The sequence below is a fragment of the Roseicyclus salinarum genome (genome assembly GCF_029624655.1).
Taxonomy (GTDB): Bacteria; Pseudomonadota; Alphaproteobacteria; order Rhodobacterales; family Rhodobacteraceae; genus Roseibacterium; species Roseibacterium salinarum.
The window spans coordinates 63977-79850 of sequence record NZ_JARRSA010000004.1 but is presented as its reverse complement, the minus strand read 5'-3'; the positions used below and the strand labels follow the sequence as shown (position 1 = coordinate 79850).

Here is a 15874-nt window from a genome sequence, read left to right as displayed (position 1 = left end):
GCGAGGCCCGCGCGATGCTGCTGCTGATCGACAACTACGACAGCTTCACCTACAATCTGGTGCATTACCTGGGCGAGCTTGGCGCTGAGATGCGCGTGGTTCGCAACGACGCGATCACCGTGCAGGACGCGCTTGCGATGCGCCCCGAGGCGATCGTGGTCTCGCCGGGCCCCTGCGACCCGGCGCAGGCGGGGATATGCGTGCCGCTGATCCGCGCCGCCGCCAGCGCCCGCCTGCCGCTTTTCGGCGTCTGCCTCGGCCACCAGGCGATCGGGGAGGCCTTCGGCGGCCGCGTGATCCGCCACAGCGAGATCGTGCATGGCAAGCTCGGCCTCATCCGCCACCGGCAGGAGGGCGTCTTTGCCGGCCTGCCCTCGCCCCTCGCCGCCACGCGCTATCACAGCCTCGTGGTCGAGCGCGCCAGCCTGCCCGCCGAGCTTGCGGTCACGGCCGAGCTGGAAGACGGCACGATCATGGGCCTGCGCCACCGCGAGCTGCCCATCGAGGGCGTGCAGTTCCACCCCGAGAGCATCCGCTCCGAGCATGGACACGCCCTTCTGAAGACCTTCCTGACGCTGGCCAAGGAGGCCGTTGCGGCATGAGCGACACGATGAAGCCCCTGATCTACGCCGCCTCCGAGGGGCCGCTGAGCCGGTCGCAGGCCGAGGCCGCATTCGAGGAGCTGTTCGAGGGCACCGCGACGCCCGCGCAGATGGGCGGGCTTCTGATGGCGATGCGGGCGCGCGGCGAATCCGTGGCCGAATACGCCGCCGCCGCCAAGGTCATGCGCGAGAAATGCGTGAAGGTCCGCGCCCCCGAGGGCGCGATGGACATCGTCGGCACCGGCGGCGACGGCATGGGGACGCTCAACATATCGACGGCAACGGCCTTCGTGGTGGCAGGCGCAGGCGTGCCGGTGGCCAAGCACGGCAACCGCAACCTGTCCTCCAAGTCGGGCGCGGCGGACGCGCTGAGCGAGCTTGGCATCGACGTGATGGTCGGGCCCGACGTGGTGGAGCGCGCGATCGCCGAGGCGGGCATCGGCTTCATGATGGCGCCGATGCATCATCCTGCGATGAAGCATGTCATGCCTGTGCGCCAGGAGCTGGGATCGAAGACCATCTTCAACATCCTCGGTCCCCTCACCAACCCCGCGGGCGTCAAGCGGCAGCTGACCGGCGCTTTTGCCATCGACCTGATCTTTCCCATGGCCGAGACCCTGCAGGAGCTGGGATCGGAGGCGGCGTGGCTGGTGCATGGCGAGGACGGGACCGACGAGATCTCGATCTCGGGCCCGACGCAGGTGGCCGAGCTGAAGGACGGAAGGGTGCGCGGGCGCGTCGTCCATCCCGAGGACGCGGGCCTGCCGGTGCATCCGATCCGCGACATTCTCGGGGGCACGCCCGCCGAGAACGCCGCGGCGCTGCGCGCGCTGCTCGACGGGGCGACAGGCGCCTACCGCGATGCCGTCCTGCTGAACGCTGCGGGCGCGCTGGTCGTGGCCGGGCGCGTGGCCGAACTGCGCGACGGCGTCGAGGTGGCGGCAGAGAGCATCGACGCGGGCGCGGCGAAGCGCGCGGTCGAGACGCTCGCGCGCCTCACCGCCAAACCCGCGTGAGGAGACAGCGCATGGCGACGATCCTCGACCGCATCAAGGACTACAAGCTCCAGGAAATCGCGGCGGCAAAGGCCGCGGTGCCCCTCTCGCAGCTGGTGGCGGCGGCGCGCGAGGCTCCCCGCGTGCGGCCGTTCGGTGCGGCGCTGGCGCAAGCCGCGGCGACGGGCTACGGCCTGATCGCCGAGATCAAGAAGGCGAGCCCCTCCAAGGGCCTGATCCGGGCGGATTTCGACCCGGCCGCCCTTGCCCGCGCCTATGCCGAGGGCGGCGCGACCTGCCTCAGCGTGCTGACCGACACCCCCTCCTTCCAGGGCGCGCCGGACTACCTGCGCCGTGCGCGGGCGGCGGTAGACCTGCCCGCGCTGCGCAAGGATTTCCTCTATGACACCTACCAGGTCGCCGAGGCGCGGGCCTGGGGGGCGGACTGCATCCTGATCATCATGGCGAGCGTCGAGGACGGGCTCGCCGCCGAGCTGGAGGACGCGGCGCGGCACTGGGGAATGGACGCGCTGATCGAGGTGCATGACGCGGCCGAGCTTGACCGTGGGTTGCGTCTGAAAAGTCCGCTTCTGGGAATAAACAACCGCAATCTCAACACGTTCGAGACGACACTTGAGACGACGCGCCAGCTGGCTGGCCGCGTGCCGGACGACCGGATGGTGATCTCCGAGTCGGGTCTTTTCACGCCCGGCGACCTCGCCGACATGGCGGCGCATGGCGCGCGCGCCTTCCTCATCGGCGAAAGCCTGATGCGACAGGCGGACGTGGCGGCCGCCACCCGGGCGCTTCTCGCCGATCCGGTGACCGCGCAATGAGCGGCAGGCTTACCCATTTCGACGCCGCCGGGCAGGCCCACATGGTCGACGTCTCCGAAAAGGAGGCGACGGCGCGCCTCGCGGTGGCGGAAGGCCATGTGCGCATGGCCCCCGCCACGCTGGCGCTGGTGGAGGAGGGGCTCGCGACGAAGGGCGACGTGCTGGCCGTCGCGCGCCTCGCGGGGATCATGGGCGCCAAGAAGACCGCCGATCTCGTGCCGCTCTGCCATCCGCTGCCGGTGACGAAGGTGTCCCTCGATCTCGAGCCCGACCCGGCGCTTCCGGGCGTGCGGATCACGGCGACGGTGAAGACCACGGGCCAGACCGGCGTGGAGATGGAGGCGCTGACGGCGGTGTCGGTCGCGGCGCTGACCGTCTACGACATGCTCAAGGCGGCCGAGAAGGGGATGGAGATCGGCGGCGTGCGGCTGGTCCTCAAGGAGGGCGGCAAGTCCGGCCGCTACGAGGCGGAGCGATGAGCGGGCCGCGGCGCGGGATGGCGATCGCATGCATTGCGTATTTTCGGAAAGATGAAGGAGCGGGCCGGTGATCACGGTGGAGGAGGCGTTGGCGGCGTGCCTCGCGCTGACACGCGTGCTGCCGGCAGAGCGCGTCGCGCTCGCCGATGCGGCGGGCCGGGTGCTTGCCGAGCCGGTCTTCGCGCAACGCGACCAGCCACCCTTCGCGGCCTCGGCGATGGACGGATACGCCGTGCGGCACGCCGACGCCGTGCCGGGCGCGCGGCTGACGGTCGCCGGAGAGGCGCCGGCGGGACGGTCCTGGGACGGTGAGATCGGGCCGGGACAGGCGCTGCGCATCTTCACCGGCGCGCCGATGCCGCGCGGCGCGGAACGGGTGGTCATCCAGGAGGACGTGACGCGCGACGGCGCAGAGATCGTCTTGGGCGAAAGGCTGGACGAGGGGTTCAACGTCCGGCCCGCCGGCGCCGATTTCCGCAAGGGCGCGCGGATCGAGGCGCCGCGGCGGTTGACGCCGGCCGATATCGCGCTGGCGGCGGCGATGAACGCGGGGCGGCTCGCCGTCACGCGAAAGCCGGTGGTCGCGCTGATCGCGACGGGCGACGAACTGGTCTCGCCCGGCGAGGCGCCGGGGTCCGACCAGATCGTCGCGTCGAACACCTACGGGCTCAAGGCGCTGATCGAGGCAGAGGGCGGCGCTGCGCGGCTCTTGCCGATCGCGCGCGACGACCGCCAGAGCCTGGAGAGCGTGCTGCGGCTGGCCGCGGGCGCCGATCTGATCGTAACCGTGGGCGGCGCCTCGGTCGGCGATCACGACCTTGTCGGCGCGGTGGCCCGGGACCTCGGGATGGAGCGTGCGTTCTACCGCATCGCGATGCGGCCGGGAAAGCCGCTGATGGCGGGCCGCCTGGGCCGGCAGGCCCTGCTCGGACTGCCGGGGAACCCGGTTTCGGCGCTGGTCTGCGGGCATCTGTTCCTCGTGCCGATGCTGCGCGCGTTCCTGGGGCTCAAGGCAGGCGAACGTCGCCGGCGGCGCGCACGGCTTGGCGCGGATCTCGGACCGAACGGCCCGCGGGAGCACTACATGCGCGCGGAGGTCTTCCCGACCGGCGAGATGCCCGAGATCGTGCCGTTCGACCGGCAGGACAGTTCGCTTCTGTCGATCCTGAGCCGGGCGAACGGGCTTCTGGTGCGCCCCGTCGGCGACCCGGCGCGGCACGCCGGCGACATCGTCGAATACCTCCCCCTCGGACCGATCGCGGAGTGAAGCCGCTGATTCGTTGACAGGTGTTGCGGAACAGGTGTAGAACGTAACGCGAACGATACAGTTTTGACGCGGATGGCCGACGCGGCACCGCGCAAGGAGGGCGAGATGCTGACCCGCAAACAGCGTGATCTTCTGGAATTCATCCACAAGCGCGTGCAGCGCGATGGCGTGCCGCCGTCCTTCGACGAGATGAAGGAGGCGCTGGACCTGCGCTCGAAGTCGGGCATCCACCGGCTGATCACGGCGCTGGAAGAACGCGGTTTCATCCGCCGTCTCGCGCATCGGGCGCGCGCCATCGAGATCGTGAAGATGCCAGAGGGGATGGAGAGCGGCGGTTTCGCCCCCCGCGTCATCGAGGGCGACCGCAGGCAGCCGCCGGCGGGCGCGATGCCGGTCGGCGTGGCGACCGCTACCGAACTTCCCGTGATGGGCCGGATCGCCGCCGGGACACCGATCGAGGCCATCAGCGAGATCGCGAGCCATGTCGCGGTGCCGCAGCAGATGCTGGGCAGCGGGCGGAGCCATTACGCGCTGGAGGTCCGCGGAGACTCGATGATCGAGGCGGGGATCAACGACGGCGACATCGTGGTGATCGAGGAAGGCTCGACCGCGGACAACGGCGACATCGTCGTGGCCCTGGTGGAGGGGCACGAAGCGACGCTGAAGCGCTATCGCAGGCGCGGCGGCATGATCGCGCTCGAGGCTGCGAACGCGGCCTACGAGACTCGCATGTTGCGCGAGGACCAGGTGACGGTGCAGGGCAAGCTCGTGGGACTGATCCGCACCTACTGAGCGCCTCCGGCCTGTCTCGGGCCTGCCTCGGGCAGACAACGCGGTATCTCAGGGCACCCGCGTCCAGGGCCGTGCGCCCTGCACCGCGCGGGACGTTCGGATGGCGAGGCGCCCGTCCTGCACGCTGATCGACAGGGCGCCCGTCCGCTCCAGTAGCGTGGGGTCGATCAGGGCGCAGGCCTCAACGGCCTCCGCCCGAGCGGCGCCCTCGGGCCGCTGCATCGCATCGGTCGCGGGCAGCCATGCCGCAAGAGGCGGATCGGCGTCCCGCACCGGGGCCGACAGGATCACAAGATCATGAACCGCGCAGGCGCGGGAGGCATCGGCCAGCGCGCGCCGGCCCGGACCGTGCCAGATTCGAAGGCCGTCCGCCTCCATCGCCATGCCGGCCCCGTCCTTGCGCCAGCCCTCGCGCGATGCGGCCTCCTCCTGCGTGGCGGCGTCGCCGTCGTTTTCCAGCCAGACGCCCGCGACAAAACCGTCGCCGCGCGGACGCGACAGCGCCCTGCCCTCCGCCGTCAGGACGCCCACGAGGCCCCCGGTATCGGAGACCAGAACCAACGGCCGCCCGGTCCCGCTCCAGAGCAGGGCCGAAAGCGCCAGCGGCGCGAGCCCGGTCCATCGCGCGCGCCCCGGCCAGATGATCAGCACGAGCCCCCCCGCCGCGATCAGGCCGAGCGTGCCGGCGGGCGGGCTTGCGACGTAGTCGTTCGCGCCCGGCATCGCCGCCACCCGGCGGGCGACCTCGAGGATCCAGACCAGTCCGGGCTCCATCGCGGCGAAGGCCCAGCCCGACAGGCCGAACGGCCACAGGAGCGCCGCCACGACGGCGGCCGGGATCACGAGGCTGCCCATCACGGGCACCGTCAGAAGGTTCGCGGCGAGACCGTAGACGGCGATCCGGTTGAAGTGGGCGGCGGCGAAGGGCGCCGTGGCCAGCCCCGCCACGAGGGAGGACATGACGAGGGCGAAGACCCATTTCTGCCAGGCAGGACGCACGGTCAGCCATGTGGCGCCGCGCAGCCCGTTGAAGACGGAAACCAGCGCCGCCGTCGCGGCGAAGGACATCTGGAAGCCGGGCGAGAAAAGTGTCTCGGGCCGGTGCGCCAGCACGATGAGGGCGGCCATCGCGACCGATCGCAAGGTCACGGCGCGGCGGTCGAGCATGACGGCGATCAGCATCACCGCCACCTGGATGAAGGCGCGTTCGGTGGCCACGTTGCCGCCCGAAAGCGCGAGGTAGAACGCGCCCGCCGCAAGCGCGCCTGCCGCGGCCCATTTCCGGACCGGGTACCGCAGCGCGAGCCACGGGATCAGCGCGAGCGCGAGCCTGAGCGCGCCGTAGACGAAGCCGGTCAGAAGGCCCATGTGCAGGCCCGAGATCGCGAGGAGATGCGCGATGTTGGCCGCGCGCATGTCCTCGACCGGGCCGGACTCGAGGCCCGAGCGGTCGCCCGTCAGGACGGCGGCGGCAAAGGCGCCGGGCTGGCCGGGGATCTGGTCGCGGATGGCTTGGGACATGCGCATCCGCAGATGGAAAAGCGGCGCGGCGCGGCCCGTGCGCGCCTCGGCCAGCAACGCGGGCGTGCGCGTGTAGCCGACTGCGCCGAGCGACAGGAACCACGAATGCCGCTGGAAGTCGAAGCCGCCGGGCTCGGCGGGGCCCGAGGGCGGGGAGAGATGCGCGGTCATCATGACGCGCGAGCCGGGTTCGGGGTCGAGCCAGTCCTGCGCGCCGTGAAGGGACACCCGCACGCGGCGCGGCGTCTCGCCCGGGGGCACGTCGTCGAGCCGCACCTCGTCCAGCGTCAGGCGAAGCGCGTCCGAGGCGGAGCGGTCGATGCCGACGATGCGACCCTCGACGGGGCCGTAGTAGCGGAAATCGAGAACGGGGCCCGACGCCTGGTGCGCGCGAAAGCCGGCCAGCAGCACGCCCGCCCCCACGAGCGCCAGGGCGAGACCGAGCGGGCCGAGGCCCTCGCGCCGCCACGCCAGAAGTGCCGCGCCCGCCGCCACCCCGAGCGCCGCCGCCGCGTAGCCGGCCGGACCGGGCTCGGCCCCGAGCGAGAAATAGAGTGCGACGCCAAGCCCGAGGAACACCGCCGACCAGGGCATCAGCGCGCCGCGCTGGCCCTGTTGAGCCGCGTTCATGGCAGTGGGAATGGCGGAAGGCCGCACCCTTGCACCCTTCCCTTCGGCTCGGGTAAGTCCGCTCCAGACTTGCCTCGACAAGGTTTCCAATTGGTTAACGCGGGCCCATGCGGGCGGCGTCCGGAAAGGGTCCCATGAGCGACAACACCCCGATCGTCACGCGCATCGCGCCGTCACCGACCGGCACGATGCACATCGGCACGGCGCGCACGGCGCTGTTCAACTGGCTCTATGCGCGTGGGCGGGGCGGCCGGTTCCTGCTCAGGATCGAGGACACGGACCGCGCGCGCTCGACCCCCGAGGCGACGCAGGCGATCCTCGACGGGATGCGCTGGCTCGGGCTCGACTGGGACGGCGAGGCGGTGAGCCAGGCCGCCCGCGTGGAGCGTCACGCCGAAGTCGCGCGCAGGATGCTGGTCGAGGGCACGGCCTACAAGTGCTTCGCCACGCAAGACGAGATCGAGACCTTCCGCGAGGCCGCCCGCGCCGAGGGCCGCTCGACGCTGTTTCTGAGCCCATGGCGCGACGTGCCCGAGGCCGAACATCCCGACGCGCCCTTCGCGATCCGCCTGAAGGCCCCGCGGGAGGGCGAGACGGTGATCGACGACGCCGTGCAAGGCAGCGTCACCTTCCGCAACGACCAGCTCGACGACCTCGTGATGCTGCGTTCGGACGGGACGCCGACCTACATGCTCGCCGTCGTCGTCGACGACCACGACATGGGCGTGACCCACGCGATCCGGGGCGACGACCACCTCAACAACGCCGCGCGGCAGGCGCAGATCTACCGCGCCATGGGCTGGGCTGAACCGGTCTGGGCGCATATTCCGCTGATCCACGGGCCGGACGGCAAGAAGCTGTCGAAGCGGCATGGAGCCACCGGCGTGATGGAATACGCCGCCATGGGCTATCCCCCCGCCGCGATGCGCAACTACCTCGCGAGGCTGGGATGGAGCCACGGCGACGACGAACTGTTCACCGACGCCGAGGCGCGGGAGTGGTTCGACCTTCCCGGCATCGGACGCTCGCCTGCGCGGCTCGACATGAAGAAGCTCGAGAACGTCTCGGGCTGGCACATCGCGCGGATGGACGACGCCGACCTCGTGGCGCAGATCGGCCGTTTTCTCGCCATCACCGGCCAGGCGGCCCTTTCGCAAGCGCAGCAAGACGGGATGGCGGCTGCGATGTATTGCCTCAAGGATCGCGCGAAGACGCTGCCCGAGCTCCTTGAGAAAGGCCAGTTCGTGCTGGCCGAAAGGCCCATCGCGCCGGATGAGAAGGCCGCGGCCGCCCTCGATCCGGTATCCCGTGGTATACTGGCAGAATTGACTACGCAGCTGCAGAATGATAGCTGGACGCGTGACACCCTGGAGGCGACACTCAACGCCACTGCGGAAGCTCACGGGCTGAAGTTCGGCAAGCTGGCAGCGCCGTTGCGCGCGGCCCTCGCAGGCCGGAGCGTCACCCCGAGCGTGTACGACATGATGCTCGTCCTGGGCCGTGAGGAAAGCCTCGCCCGCCTTTCGGACGCCGCCGTTCCCCGCGACTGACGCGCGGGGGTTGCTGATGCGACGGGGCAAGGGACGAAAGGGCCCTCGCCCCGATCCTGATCGCCGGCGCGACCCGCCCGGCGCGCCAGTTGGAGAAGGGACGAACATGGCCGACCGAACCGCGACCTTGACCATCGACGGGAAATCCTACGAGCTGCCAATGCGCTCGCCGACCGCCGGACCGGACGTGGTCGACATCACAAAGCTTTACGGGCAGGCGGGCGTGTTCACGCATGACCCGGGCTTCACCTCGACCTCGTCCTGCGACAGCTCGATCACCTTCATCGACGGCGACAAGGGCGAGCTTCTGCACCGCGGCTACCCGATCGACCAGCTGGCCGAGAAATCGCATTTCCTCGAGGTGTGCTATCTCCTTCTCTATGGCGAGCTGCCCAAGGCCTCGACGCTCGAGGAATTCGAGACCACGATCACGCACCACACGATGATCCACGAGCAGATGGGCAACTTCTTCCGCGGGTTCCGCCGCGACGCCCATCCGATGGCCGTCATGGTGGGCGTCGTGGGCGCGATGTCGGCGTTCTACCACGACTCGACCGACATCAACGATCCGCGCCAGCGTGAGATCGCCTCGCACCGCCTGATCGCCAAGATGCCGACGATCGCGGCATGGGCCTACAAGTACACGATCGGCCAGCCTTTCGTGTATCCGCGCAACGACATCGACTACGCGGCGAACTTCCTGCGCATGTGCTTCGCGGTGCCGGCCGAGGAGTACAAGGTCGACCCCGTTCTCGCCCGCGCCATGGACCGGATCTTCACGCTCCATGCCGACCACGAGCAGAACGCCTCGACCTCGACCGTGCGCCTCGCCTCGTCCTCGGGCGCGAACCCCTTCGCCTGCATCGCCGCAGGCATCGCCTGCCTCTGGGGCCCGGCGCATGGCGGCGCGAACCAGGCCTGCCTCGAGATGTTGCGCGAGATCGGCACGCCCGACCGCATCCCGGAATACATCGCCCGCGCCAAGGACAAGAACGACCCGTTCCGCCTGATGGGCTTCGGCCACCGGGTCTACAAGAACTTCGATCCGCGCGCGAAGGTGATGAAACAATCCGCCGACGAAGTGCTTGACCTTCTCGGGATCGAGAACAATCCGACGCTTCAGGTCGCCAAGGAACTCGAGCGCATCGCGCTGGAAGACAGCTACTTTGCCGACAAGAAGCTGTATCCCAACGTGGATTTCTACTCGGGCATCATCCTGGACGCGATGGGCTTTCCCACCTCGATGTTCACGCCGATCTTCGCGGTCGCGCGCACCGTCGGCTGGGTCAGCCAGTGGAAGGAAATGATCGCCGATCCAGCGCTCAAGATCGGCCGTCCCCGGCAGCTCTACACCGGCGAGACGCTGCGCGATTACGTCGAGATCGAGAACCGCTGAGCCGGCCAATACCGGAACGCGAAAGCCGCCCCACGGGGCGGCTTTTTATTTTCTTTCCGATACTTCCGGCGCGACGTTAATTCAGGCAGCTGCCTTCTCGGCGGCGAGATCGCGGATGCGGCCGACCATCGCGCGCAGCCCGTTCGAGCGTTGCGAGGACAGATGGTCCTGCAGCCCAAGACGACCCAGTTCCGCGCTCGCATCGACCTCGCCGACCTCGCGGACGGACAGGCCACCGTAGAGCGCATGAAGCACGGCGATCAGGCCGCGCACGATGATCGCGTCGCTGTCGCCGTGGAAGTCGAAGGTGGCCGACGGCCCCTCGCCCTCGATCCGCGGCAGGATCCAGACCTGGCTCGCGCAGCCGTCGACCTTGGTCGCGGGCACCTTGAAAGCGTCGTCGAGCGGGTCCATCGCCTTGCCCAGTTCGATCACGTGGCGATAGCGCTCTTCCCAGTCGTCGAGGAACTCGAACGTCTCGGCGATCTCTTCGAAGTCTTTCCTGGCCATCGTCCTCTCCGTCACGAAACTGGGTCATGAGGTATGCGCCCGGCCGGCCGTCGTCCAGTGCGGCGTGCCATCACGGCTTTTCTTGCAAGGGGCTTTCGGTTACGCACGGGAACCGAAACGAAGACCGACCCCCGGAGCCTCCATGCTGCGCGCCCTTACCGTCCTCGCCCTGTGCACGAGCCTTGCCGCCTGCGGCCAGAGCCGGCTGAACCCCTTCAACTGGTTCGGTGGCGAACGCGAGGAACGCATCACCGTGAACGAGACCGGGCGTCCGGCCGATCCCCGACCGCTGGTGGCGGAAGTGACGTCGCTCGCAATCGAGGCCACGACCTCGGGTGCGATCCTGACCGCGACGGCGATGACGGAGCGCACGGGCTACTGGCAACCCGCCCTGATCGAGGTGGAACGCGCGGAAGGCGCGATCGTCTACGAGTTCCGCGCCGCCCCGCCGCCCGCCGGCGGCACCGCCGGCGCCGCGCCCACCCGGCAGATCGTGGTGGCGACGACGCTTGGGCGCGATGACCTCGAAGGCCTGCGCAGCGTTACCGTGATCGCGCGCGAAAACCGGCGCAGCGTGAACCGCCGCTAGACCTGAACCGTCCGCACCCGCTCGCCGTCAGCCACGAGGCCGATCCTGCCGTCGAGCAGGCTCAGCGCATCCTCGCCGAAGACCTCGCGGCGCCAGCCATGCGCCCACATGCCGTCGCGGTCGCCGCTGGCGATGTCGTCGAGGTCGCTCGACGAGGCTATGAGCTTGGCCGCGACGCCGGATTCCTCGGCCTTGGCCTTGAGCAGCACGCGCAGAAGGTCGGCCAGAGCCGGGTTCAGCGCCGAGCGGTCCCGCCCCTTGGGCAGGCGCGGCCAGTCGGCCTGAGGCGCCTCGACGCCGCGCTTCACGGCCTCGACCAGCCCCTCGGCGATCGCGCCCTTGCGCGCCTCGCGCAGCAGGAGGCGCGATTTTGAAAGGTCGTCGAGCGATTTCGGCTTGGTCGACACCAGCTCCATCAGGGCGTCGTCCTTCAGGATGCGGCTTCGGGGGACGTTGCGCTCCTGGGCCATGCGCTCGCGGAAGGCCGCCAGTTCGCGCGCGATGGCCAGCAACTTGGGCGAGGCGTTGCGCAGCTTCAGCCGGGTCCACGCCTCCTCGGGCACGACGACGTAGCTGGAAGCATCGGTAAGCGCGCCCAGCTCCTCCTCCATCCAGTGCGTGCGGCCGGTCTTTTCCAGCTGCCGCCTGAGATGCTCGTAGATCTGCCGCAGGTGCGTGACGTCGGCCAGCGCATAGTCCTTCTGCGCCTCCGACAGCGGGCGGCGCGACCAGTCGGTAAAGCGCGAGGACTTGTCGAGCGGCGCTTTCGCGATGCGGCGCACCAGCGTCTCGTAGCCCACCTGGTCGCCGAAACCGCAGACCATCGCCGCGATCTGCGTGTCGAACAGAGGCTCGGGCACGACGCCGCCTTCGACCCAGAATATCTCGAGGTCCTGCCGCGCGGCATGGAAGACCTTCACGACGGCGGGGTTGCGAAACAGATCGTAAAGCGGCGCGAGCGAGAGGCCCTCGGCCAGCGGATCGACCAGCACCGCACCCGTGTCGTCCTCGCCCGGAAGCGCCATCTGCACGAGGCAGAGCTGCGCGAAGTAGGTGCGTTCGCGCAGGAACTCGGTATCCACGGTGACGTAGGGGGCGGAGGCGGCCTTCTCGCAGAAGGCGGCGAGCGCATCGGTGGTTGTGATGGTCGTTGTCACGTCAGCTCGGTCTCGGCTCGTTTCGGCTCGTCCGTCCGGGTTTAGGCGAGCGCCGCGGGAAAGGAAAGGCCAAGTCAGCCGGGCTCGGGCAGCATGACCGGACGCGTGTCGCCGGCCGCGAAGCGGCGCAGCACGGCGGGATACAGGACATGCTCGGCCAAAAGGACGCGCTCGGCGAGGCTTCGGGCCGTGTCGCCCGGCAGGATCGGCACCCGCGCCTGCCCCAGCACGGGCCCGTCGTCCAGCGCCGGCGTGACCTCGTGGACGGTGCATCCCGCCTCGGCGTCGCCGGCGGCGATGGCGCGCGCATGGGTGTCGAGCCCGCGGTATTTCGGCAGGAGCGAGGGGTGGATGTTCAGCATCCGGCCGCGCCAGGCCTCCACGAAATCCGCCGTGAGGACGCGCATGAAGCCCGCAAGGCACAGGATGTCGGGCGCATGGGGCGCGATCGCCGCGCTCAGCGCGGCCTCGAAGGCGGCCCGGTCGCCCTTGAACGGCCTGTGATCGACGGCGAGCGCCGGAAGGTCCATGGCGCGCGCCTTCTCCAGCCCGCCCGCGCCGGGGTCGTTGGCCAGCACGAACACGGGACGCGCCGGGTGATCGCCCTGCATCGAGCGGACAAGCTCGACCATGTTCGACCCGCCGCCCGAAATCAGGATGCCGACGCGTTTCGTCACGTCAGTGTGCCGCGGTAGCGTACGCCCTGCCCCGCCGCGACCTCGCCGAGGCGGACGACGCCCTCGCCCATTTCCGACAGCGCGGCATCCAGCGCGCCCGCCCGTTCGGGCGCCACGGCAAGGACCATGCCGATGCCCGCGTTGAACGTCTTGAGCAACTCGTCCTGCGCCAGTCCGCCCTCGTCGGCCAGCCAGCGAAAGACCGGCGGCAGCGACCACGCGGACAGGTCGATGACAGCGCCAAGACCCTCGGGCAGCACGCGCGGCAGGTTCTCGGTCAGGCCGCCGCCGGTGATGTGGGCGAGCGCGTGGACCCCGCCGGCGCGGATCGCCGACAGCGCGGGGCGGACGTAGAGGCGCGTCGGCGCCAGCATCGCCGCGCCAAGCGGCCCGTCGGCGAAGGGCGCTGCATCGTCCCAGGACAGGCCCGCCCGCTCCACCACCTTGCGCACCAAGGAGTAGCCGTTGGAATGAACGCCGTCCGAGGCGAGGCCCAGAAGCACGTCGCCCTCGGCCACGCCTTGCGGGAGGTGCGCACCGCGTTCCATCGCGCCCACGGCGAAGCCCGCGAGGTCGAAGTCGCCCTTCGCATACATGCCCGGCATCTCCGCCGTCTCGCCCCCGATCAACGCGCAGCCCGAGCGGCGGCACCCCTCGGCGATGCCTTCCACGATCCGCGCCGCGGCCTCCACCTCGAGCTTTCCGGTCGCGAAATAGTCGAGGAAGAACAAAGGCTCCGCCCCTTGGCATACGAGGTCGTTGACGCACATCGCCACAAGGTCGATGCCGATCGTGTCGAGCGCGCCGGTCTCGATCGCGATCCTGAGCTTGGTGCCCACGCCGTCCGTCGCGGCCACGAGGATGGGGTCGGAATAGCCCGCGGCCTTCAGATCGAAGAGCGCCCCGAACCCGCCGAGCCCCGACATCGTGCCGGGCCTGTCGGTCGCCGCCGCGGCGGGCTTGATGCGATCGACGAGCGCGTTTCCGGCGTCGATGTCCACCCCCGCCGCCGCGTAGGTCAGCCCACGCGCGCCACCGTCGCTCTTGCCCTCGCCCATGCCTTCGCCCTCTCTCGATCCAGTTGCCCGCGGCCCCCGCCCGTGCCGCGCCGATATCCATGCAATGCTGCCCGCGAGGGGCCGCGCGCTCAGCCCTCGTTCCGCCCCCCGGCCGAACGGCCGCCGATCCACAGGAACAGCGCCATCATCAGCGCCGTGGCCGACGCGACGATCGCGGCCGATCGCATCATCGCCGCGCCGCCGATGCCCTCGCGCACCTGCGAGAACGCCAGGGCCAGAACCGCGGGTCCCACGATGCTGAGGAGCAGGTAGATCCCCATGCAGAGGCCCCAGAGCGTCACCCAGTCCCGGAACGCCAGCGGCCGCGTGGCGCGGCGCACGGCATGCAGGCCGACATCCGCCGCCGGGGCCGCGGCGATGATCACCCCGGTCGCCAGCGTGGCGGGCAGCCCGGCGAAACTGACCAGCAGCCCGTAGACGAACGTCAGCCCGACGAACCAGGCGACGTAGCGCAGTGCGAGACTGGACAGGGGCGGCATGGCGATCTCCGGGGCGCGCGCGTTTCCCCCTCCTAGATCAGCGCCTCGCGCGCCGCAAGCGACCGAACTTGACGCATGGCCGGCACGGCCATAAGCGTGACGCGGGCGGGCCTGTAGCTCAATTGGTTAGAGCAGAGCGCTCATAACGCTTTGGTTGGGGGTTCGAGTCCCTCCGGGCCTACCACGTCCAGTCATCCGCCGGTTGCGCCACGCCTCCCTGCCGCATCGCGTCCGGGGCCGGCCTCAGTCGATCGTCCCCCACCGCACCCCTCGGGGAACCGGCCGGGAGCGGGCCTTCGGGACGGTTCAATCGAGGACCACGATGCCGGTGTGCTTGGACTTGTGCTCGGGTTCGACGTGGATCGTCACGCGCACGTCGGGGACGGCCCGGCCGATGGCGGCCTCGACCCGGTCGCAGATCTCGTGGGCTTCGAACACCGACATCTCTCCCGGCACGACGAGGTGGAACTCCACGAAGGTCGCGCTGCCCGCGTGGCGCGTGCGCAGATCGTGCGCCTCGACCGCGCCCGCGGCCTCGGCCGAGATCACGTCCCGGATGCGCGCGAGCGTGTCGTCGGGCACCGCCTCGTCCATCAGGCCGCTCAGCGATTCCTTCACCACGCGACCGCCGGACCACAGGATGTTGACCGCCACGAGCGCCGCCATGATCGGGTCGAGCAGCCAGAAGCCCGTGCCGAAGGCCAGAAGGACGCCCGCCGCCACCCCCGCCGAGGTCATGACGTCGGTCCAGAGGTGCCGCCCGTCGGCCACCAGCGCGGGCGATTTCAGCGCGCGCCCCCGCCGCACCAGCACGATGGCCCAGGCCGCGTTGATCGCGGTTGCGAGCCCATTGACCAGAAGCCCCTCGATCGGCGCGTCGAGCGCGCGGGGGTTCAGGAACCCGTCATAGGCCTCGCGCAGGATGAAGATCGCAGCGACGATGATCATCACGCCTTCCAGCACGGCGCTGAAGAACTCCGCCTTGTGATGGCCGAAGGGATGGTTGTCGTCGGCCGGCCGCGCCGCCACGCGGATCGCGACCAGGGCGGCGAAGGCCGTGGCGAGGTTGACCGTGCTTTCCAGTGCATCTGACAGAAGCGCGACGGAACCGGTCAGCCACCATGCCGCGACCTTCAGCCCCAGCACGACCAACCCCACGAAGAGGCTTCCGAAGGCAATCTTCAGGGCGGATGACATGGCGCTCCCCGTTCGCGATGCGGCGGCCTTACAGGGGTGCGGCGCGTGGCTCAACCGTGGCTTGAGCGACTGCGTATCGCTCGCAAAGAAATTTGCGAAAGGCGCCGCGCGAGGCCCC

General features: G+C 70.0%; 16 protein-coding genes and 1 tRNA gene. 10 read left to right on the top strand and 7 right to left on the bottom strand.

Annotation, left to right across the window (positions count from 1 at the left end; all coding sequences use genetic code 11):
- The first annotated feature begins 14 nt into the window (after positions 1 to 14).
- The 6 genes from P6F26_RS03820 to lexA all read left to right on the top strand — a co-directional run bounded on the left by P6F26_RS03820 (position 15) and on the right by lexA (position 4971).
- Positions 15 to 602, top strand: a complete 588-nt coding sequence (locus P6F26_RS03820; protein ID WP_278027320.1) for an anthranilate synthase component II — start codon at positions 15 to 17, stop codon at positions 600 to 602.
- A complete protein-coding gene (gene trpD, locus P6F26_RS03815; RefSeq protein WP_278027319.1) occupies positions 599 to 1618 on the top strand; it encodes an anthranilate phosphoribosyltransferase in 1020 nt (339 codons plus the stop codon). The genes P6F26_RS03820 and trpD overlap by 4 nt, the downstream gene beginning before the upstream one ends.
- 11 nt (positions 1619 to 1629) lie before the next feature.
- Complete coding sequence (gene trpC / locus P6F26_RS03810) at positions 1630 to 2433, top strand: indole-3-glycerol phosphate synthase TrpC (RefSeq protein ID WP_278027318.1); 804 nt, start codon at positions 1630 to 1632, stop codon at positions 2431 to 2433.
- Positions 2430 to 2912, top strand: coding sequence for a cyclic pyranopterin monophosphate synthase MoaC (gene moaC, locus P6F26_RS03805; RefSeq protein WP_278027317.1), 483 nt, complete (start codon positions 2430 to 2432; stop codon positions 2910 to 2912). Before trpC ends, moaC begins: the two co-directional genes overlap by 4 nt.
- Before the next feature lie 67 nt (positions 2913 to 2979).
- Positions 2980 to 4179 (top strand): molybdopterin molybdotransferase MoeA, encoded by a 1200-nt coding sequence (locus tag P6F26_RS03800; RefSeq protein ID WP_278027316.1) that lies wholly within the window; start codon positions 2980 to 2982, stop codon positions 4177 to 4179.
- Between the two features lie 105 nt (positions 4180 to 4284).
- Entirely contained in the window at positions 4285 to 4971 is a 687-nt protein-coding gene (gene lexA / locus P6F26_RS03795; RefSeq protein ID WP_278027315.1) for a transcriptional repressor LexA, read from the top strand.
- 48 nt (positions 4972 to 5019) lie between these two features.
- On the opposite strand, the gene P6F26_RS03790 is transcribed toward lexA, so the two are convergent.
- The gene (locus P6F26_RS03790; RefSeq protein WP_278027314.1) at positions 5020 to 7122 is read right to left on the bottom strand and encodes a ComEC/Rec2 family competence protein; all 2103 of its coding nucleotides are present in this window, start codon (positions 7120 to 7122) and stop codon (positions 5020 to 5022) included.
- Between the two features lie 134 nt (positions 7123 to 7256).
- Between P6F26_RS03790 and gltX the strand changes: the two genes are divergently transcribed.
- Both gltX and gltA read left to right on the top strand, forming a co-directional pair.
- A complete protein-coding gene (gene gltX / locus P6F26_RS03785; protein WP_278027313.1) occupies positions 7257 to 8672 on the top strand; it encodes a glutamate--tRNA ligase in 1416 nt (471 codons plus the stop codon).
- A gap of 106 nt (positions 8673 to 8778) precedes the next feature.
- On the top strand, positions 8779 to 10068 hold the full coding sequence (gltA, locus tag P6F26_RS03780) for a citrate synthase (RefSeq protein ID WP_278027312.1): 1290 nt from the start codon (positions 8779 to 8781) through the stop codon (positions 10066 to 10068).
- 81 nt (positions 10069 to 10149) lie between these two features.
- On the opposite strand, the gene P6F26_RS03775 is transcribed toward gltA, so the two are convergent.
- On the bottom strand, positions 10150 to 10578 hold the full coding sequence (locus P6F26_RS03775; protein ID WP_278027311.1) for a SufE family protein: 429 nt from the start codon (positions 10576 to 10578) through the stop codon (positions 10150 to 10152).
- A gap of 142 nt (positions 10579 to 10720) precedes the next feature.
- Between P6F26_RS03775 and P6F26_RS03770 the strand changes: the two genes are divergently transcribed.
- Positions 10721 to 11167, top strand: a complete 447-nt coding sequence (locus tag P6F26_RS03770; RefSeq protein WP_278027310.1) for a hypothetical protein — start codon at positions 10721 to 10723, stop codon at positions 11165 to 11167.
- Here P6F26_RS03770 and rnd read toward each other — a convergent pair.
- From rnd to P6F26_RS03750, 4 genes are all read right to left on the bottom strand, one after another.
- Positions 11164 to 12324 carry a ribonuclease D gene (gene rnd, locus P6F26_RS03765; RefSeq protein WP_278027309.1) on the bottom strand — a complete coding sequence of 387 codons (1161 nt, stop codon included), beginning with the start codon at positions 12322 to 12324 and terminating at the stop codon, positions 11164 to 11166. The genes P6F26_RS03770 and rnd overlap by 4 nt on opposite strands.
- 74 nt (positions 12325 to 12398) lie before the next feature.
- Entirely contained in the window at positions 12399 to 13001 is a 603-nt protein-coding gene (purN, locus tag P6F26_RS03760; protein ID WP_278027308.1) for a phosphoribosylglycinamide formyltransferase, read from the bottom strand.
- A complete protein-coding gene (purM, locus tag P6F26_RS03755; RefSeq protein WP_278027307.1) occupies positions 12998 to 14059 on the bottom strand; it encodes a phosphoribosylformylglycinamidine cyclo-ligase in 1062 nt (353 codons plus the stop codon). Before purM ends, purN begins: the two co-directional genes overlap by 4 nt.
- Positions 14060 to 14148: 89 nt before the next feature.
- The gene (locus tag P6F26_RS03750) at positions 14149 to 14559 is read right to left on the bottom strand and encodes a hypothetical protein (RefSeq protein ID WP_278027306.1); all 411 of its coding nucleotides are present in this window, start codon (positions 14557 to 14559) and stop codon (positions 14149 to 14151) included.
- Between the two features lie 107 nt (positions 14560 to 14666).
- Here P6F26_RS03750 and P6F26_RS03745 point away from each other — a divergent pair.
- Positions 14667 to 14743: transfer RNA gene (locus tag P6F26_RS03745), tRNA-Ile, on the top strand.
- Between the two features lie 122 nt (positions 14744 to 14865).
- Here P6F26_RS03745 and P6F26_RS03740 read toward each other — a convergent pair.
- Positions 14866 to 15756, bottom strand: a complete 891-nt coding sequence (locus tag P6F26_RS03740; protein ID WP_278027305.1) for a cation diffusion facilitator family transporter — start codon at positions 15754 to 15756, stop codon at positions 14866 to 14868.
- Positions 15757 to 15874: the final 118 nt, after the last annotated feature.

Bases quoted from the DNA above. Each gene is read 5' to 3' on its own strand.
- P6F26_RS03820 (WP_278027320.1), top strand. From the start codon at position 15: ATGCTGCTGCTGATCGACAACTACGACAGCTTCACCTACAATCTGGTG.
- trpD (WP_278027319.1), top strand. From the start codon at position 599: ATGAGCGACACGATGAAGCCCCTGATCTACGCCGCCTCCGAGGGGCCG.
- trpC (WP_278027318.1), top strand. From the start codon at position 1,630: ATGGCGACGATCCTCGACCGCATCAAGGACTACAAGCTCCAGGAAATC.
- moaC (WP_278027317.1), top strand. From the start codon at position 2,430: ATGAGCGGCAGGCTTACCCATTTCGACGCCGCCGGGCAGGCCCACATG.
- lexA (WP_278027315.1), top strand. From the start codon at position 4,285: ATGCTGACCCGCAAACAGCGTGATCTTCTGGAATTCATCCACAAGCGC.
- P6F26_RS03790 (WP_278027314.1), bottom strand. From the start codon at position 7,122: ATGAACGCGGCTCAACAGGGCCAGCGCGGCGCGCTGATGCCCTGGTCG.
- gltX (WP_278027313.1), top strand. From the start codon at position 7,257: ATGAGCGACAACACCCCGATCGTCACGCGCATCGCGCCGTCACCGACC.
- gltA (WP_278027312.1), top strand. From the start codon at position 8,779: ATGGCCGACCGAACCGCGACCTTGACCATCGACGGGAAATCCTACGAG.
- P6F26_RS03775 (WP_278027311.1), bottom strand. From the start codon at position 10,578: ATGGCCAGGAAAGACTTCGAAGAGATCGCCGAGACGTTCGAGTTCCTC.
- P6F26_RS03770 (WP_278027310.1), top strand. From the start codon at position 10,721: ATGCTGCGCGCCCTTACCGTCCTCGCCCTGTGCACGAGCCTTGCCGCC.
- purM (WP_278027307.1), bottom strand. From the start codon at position 14,059: ATGGGCGAGGGCAAGAGCGACGGTGGCGCGCGTGGGCTGACCTACGCG.
- P6F26_RS03750 (WP_278027306.1), bottom strand. From the start codon at position 14,559: ATGCCGCCCCTGTCCAGTCTCGCACTGCGCTACGTCGCCTGGTTCGTC.
- P6F26_RS03740 (WP_278027305.1), bottom strand. From the start codon at position 15,756: ATGTCATCCGCCCTGAAGATTGCCTTCGGAAGCCTCTTCGTGGGGTTG.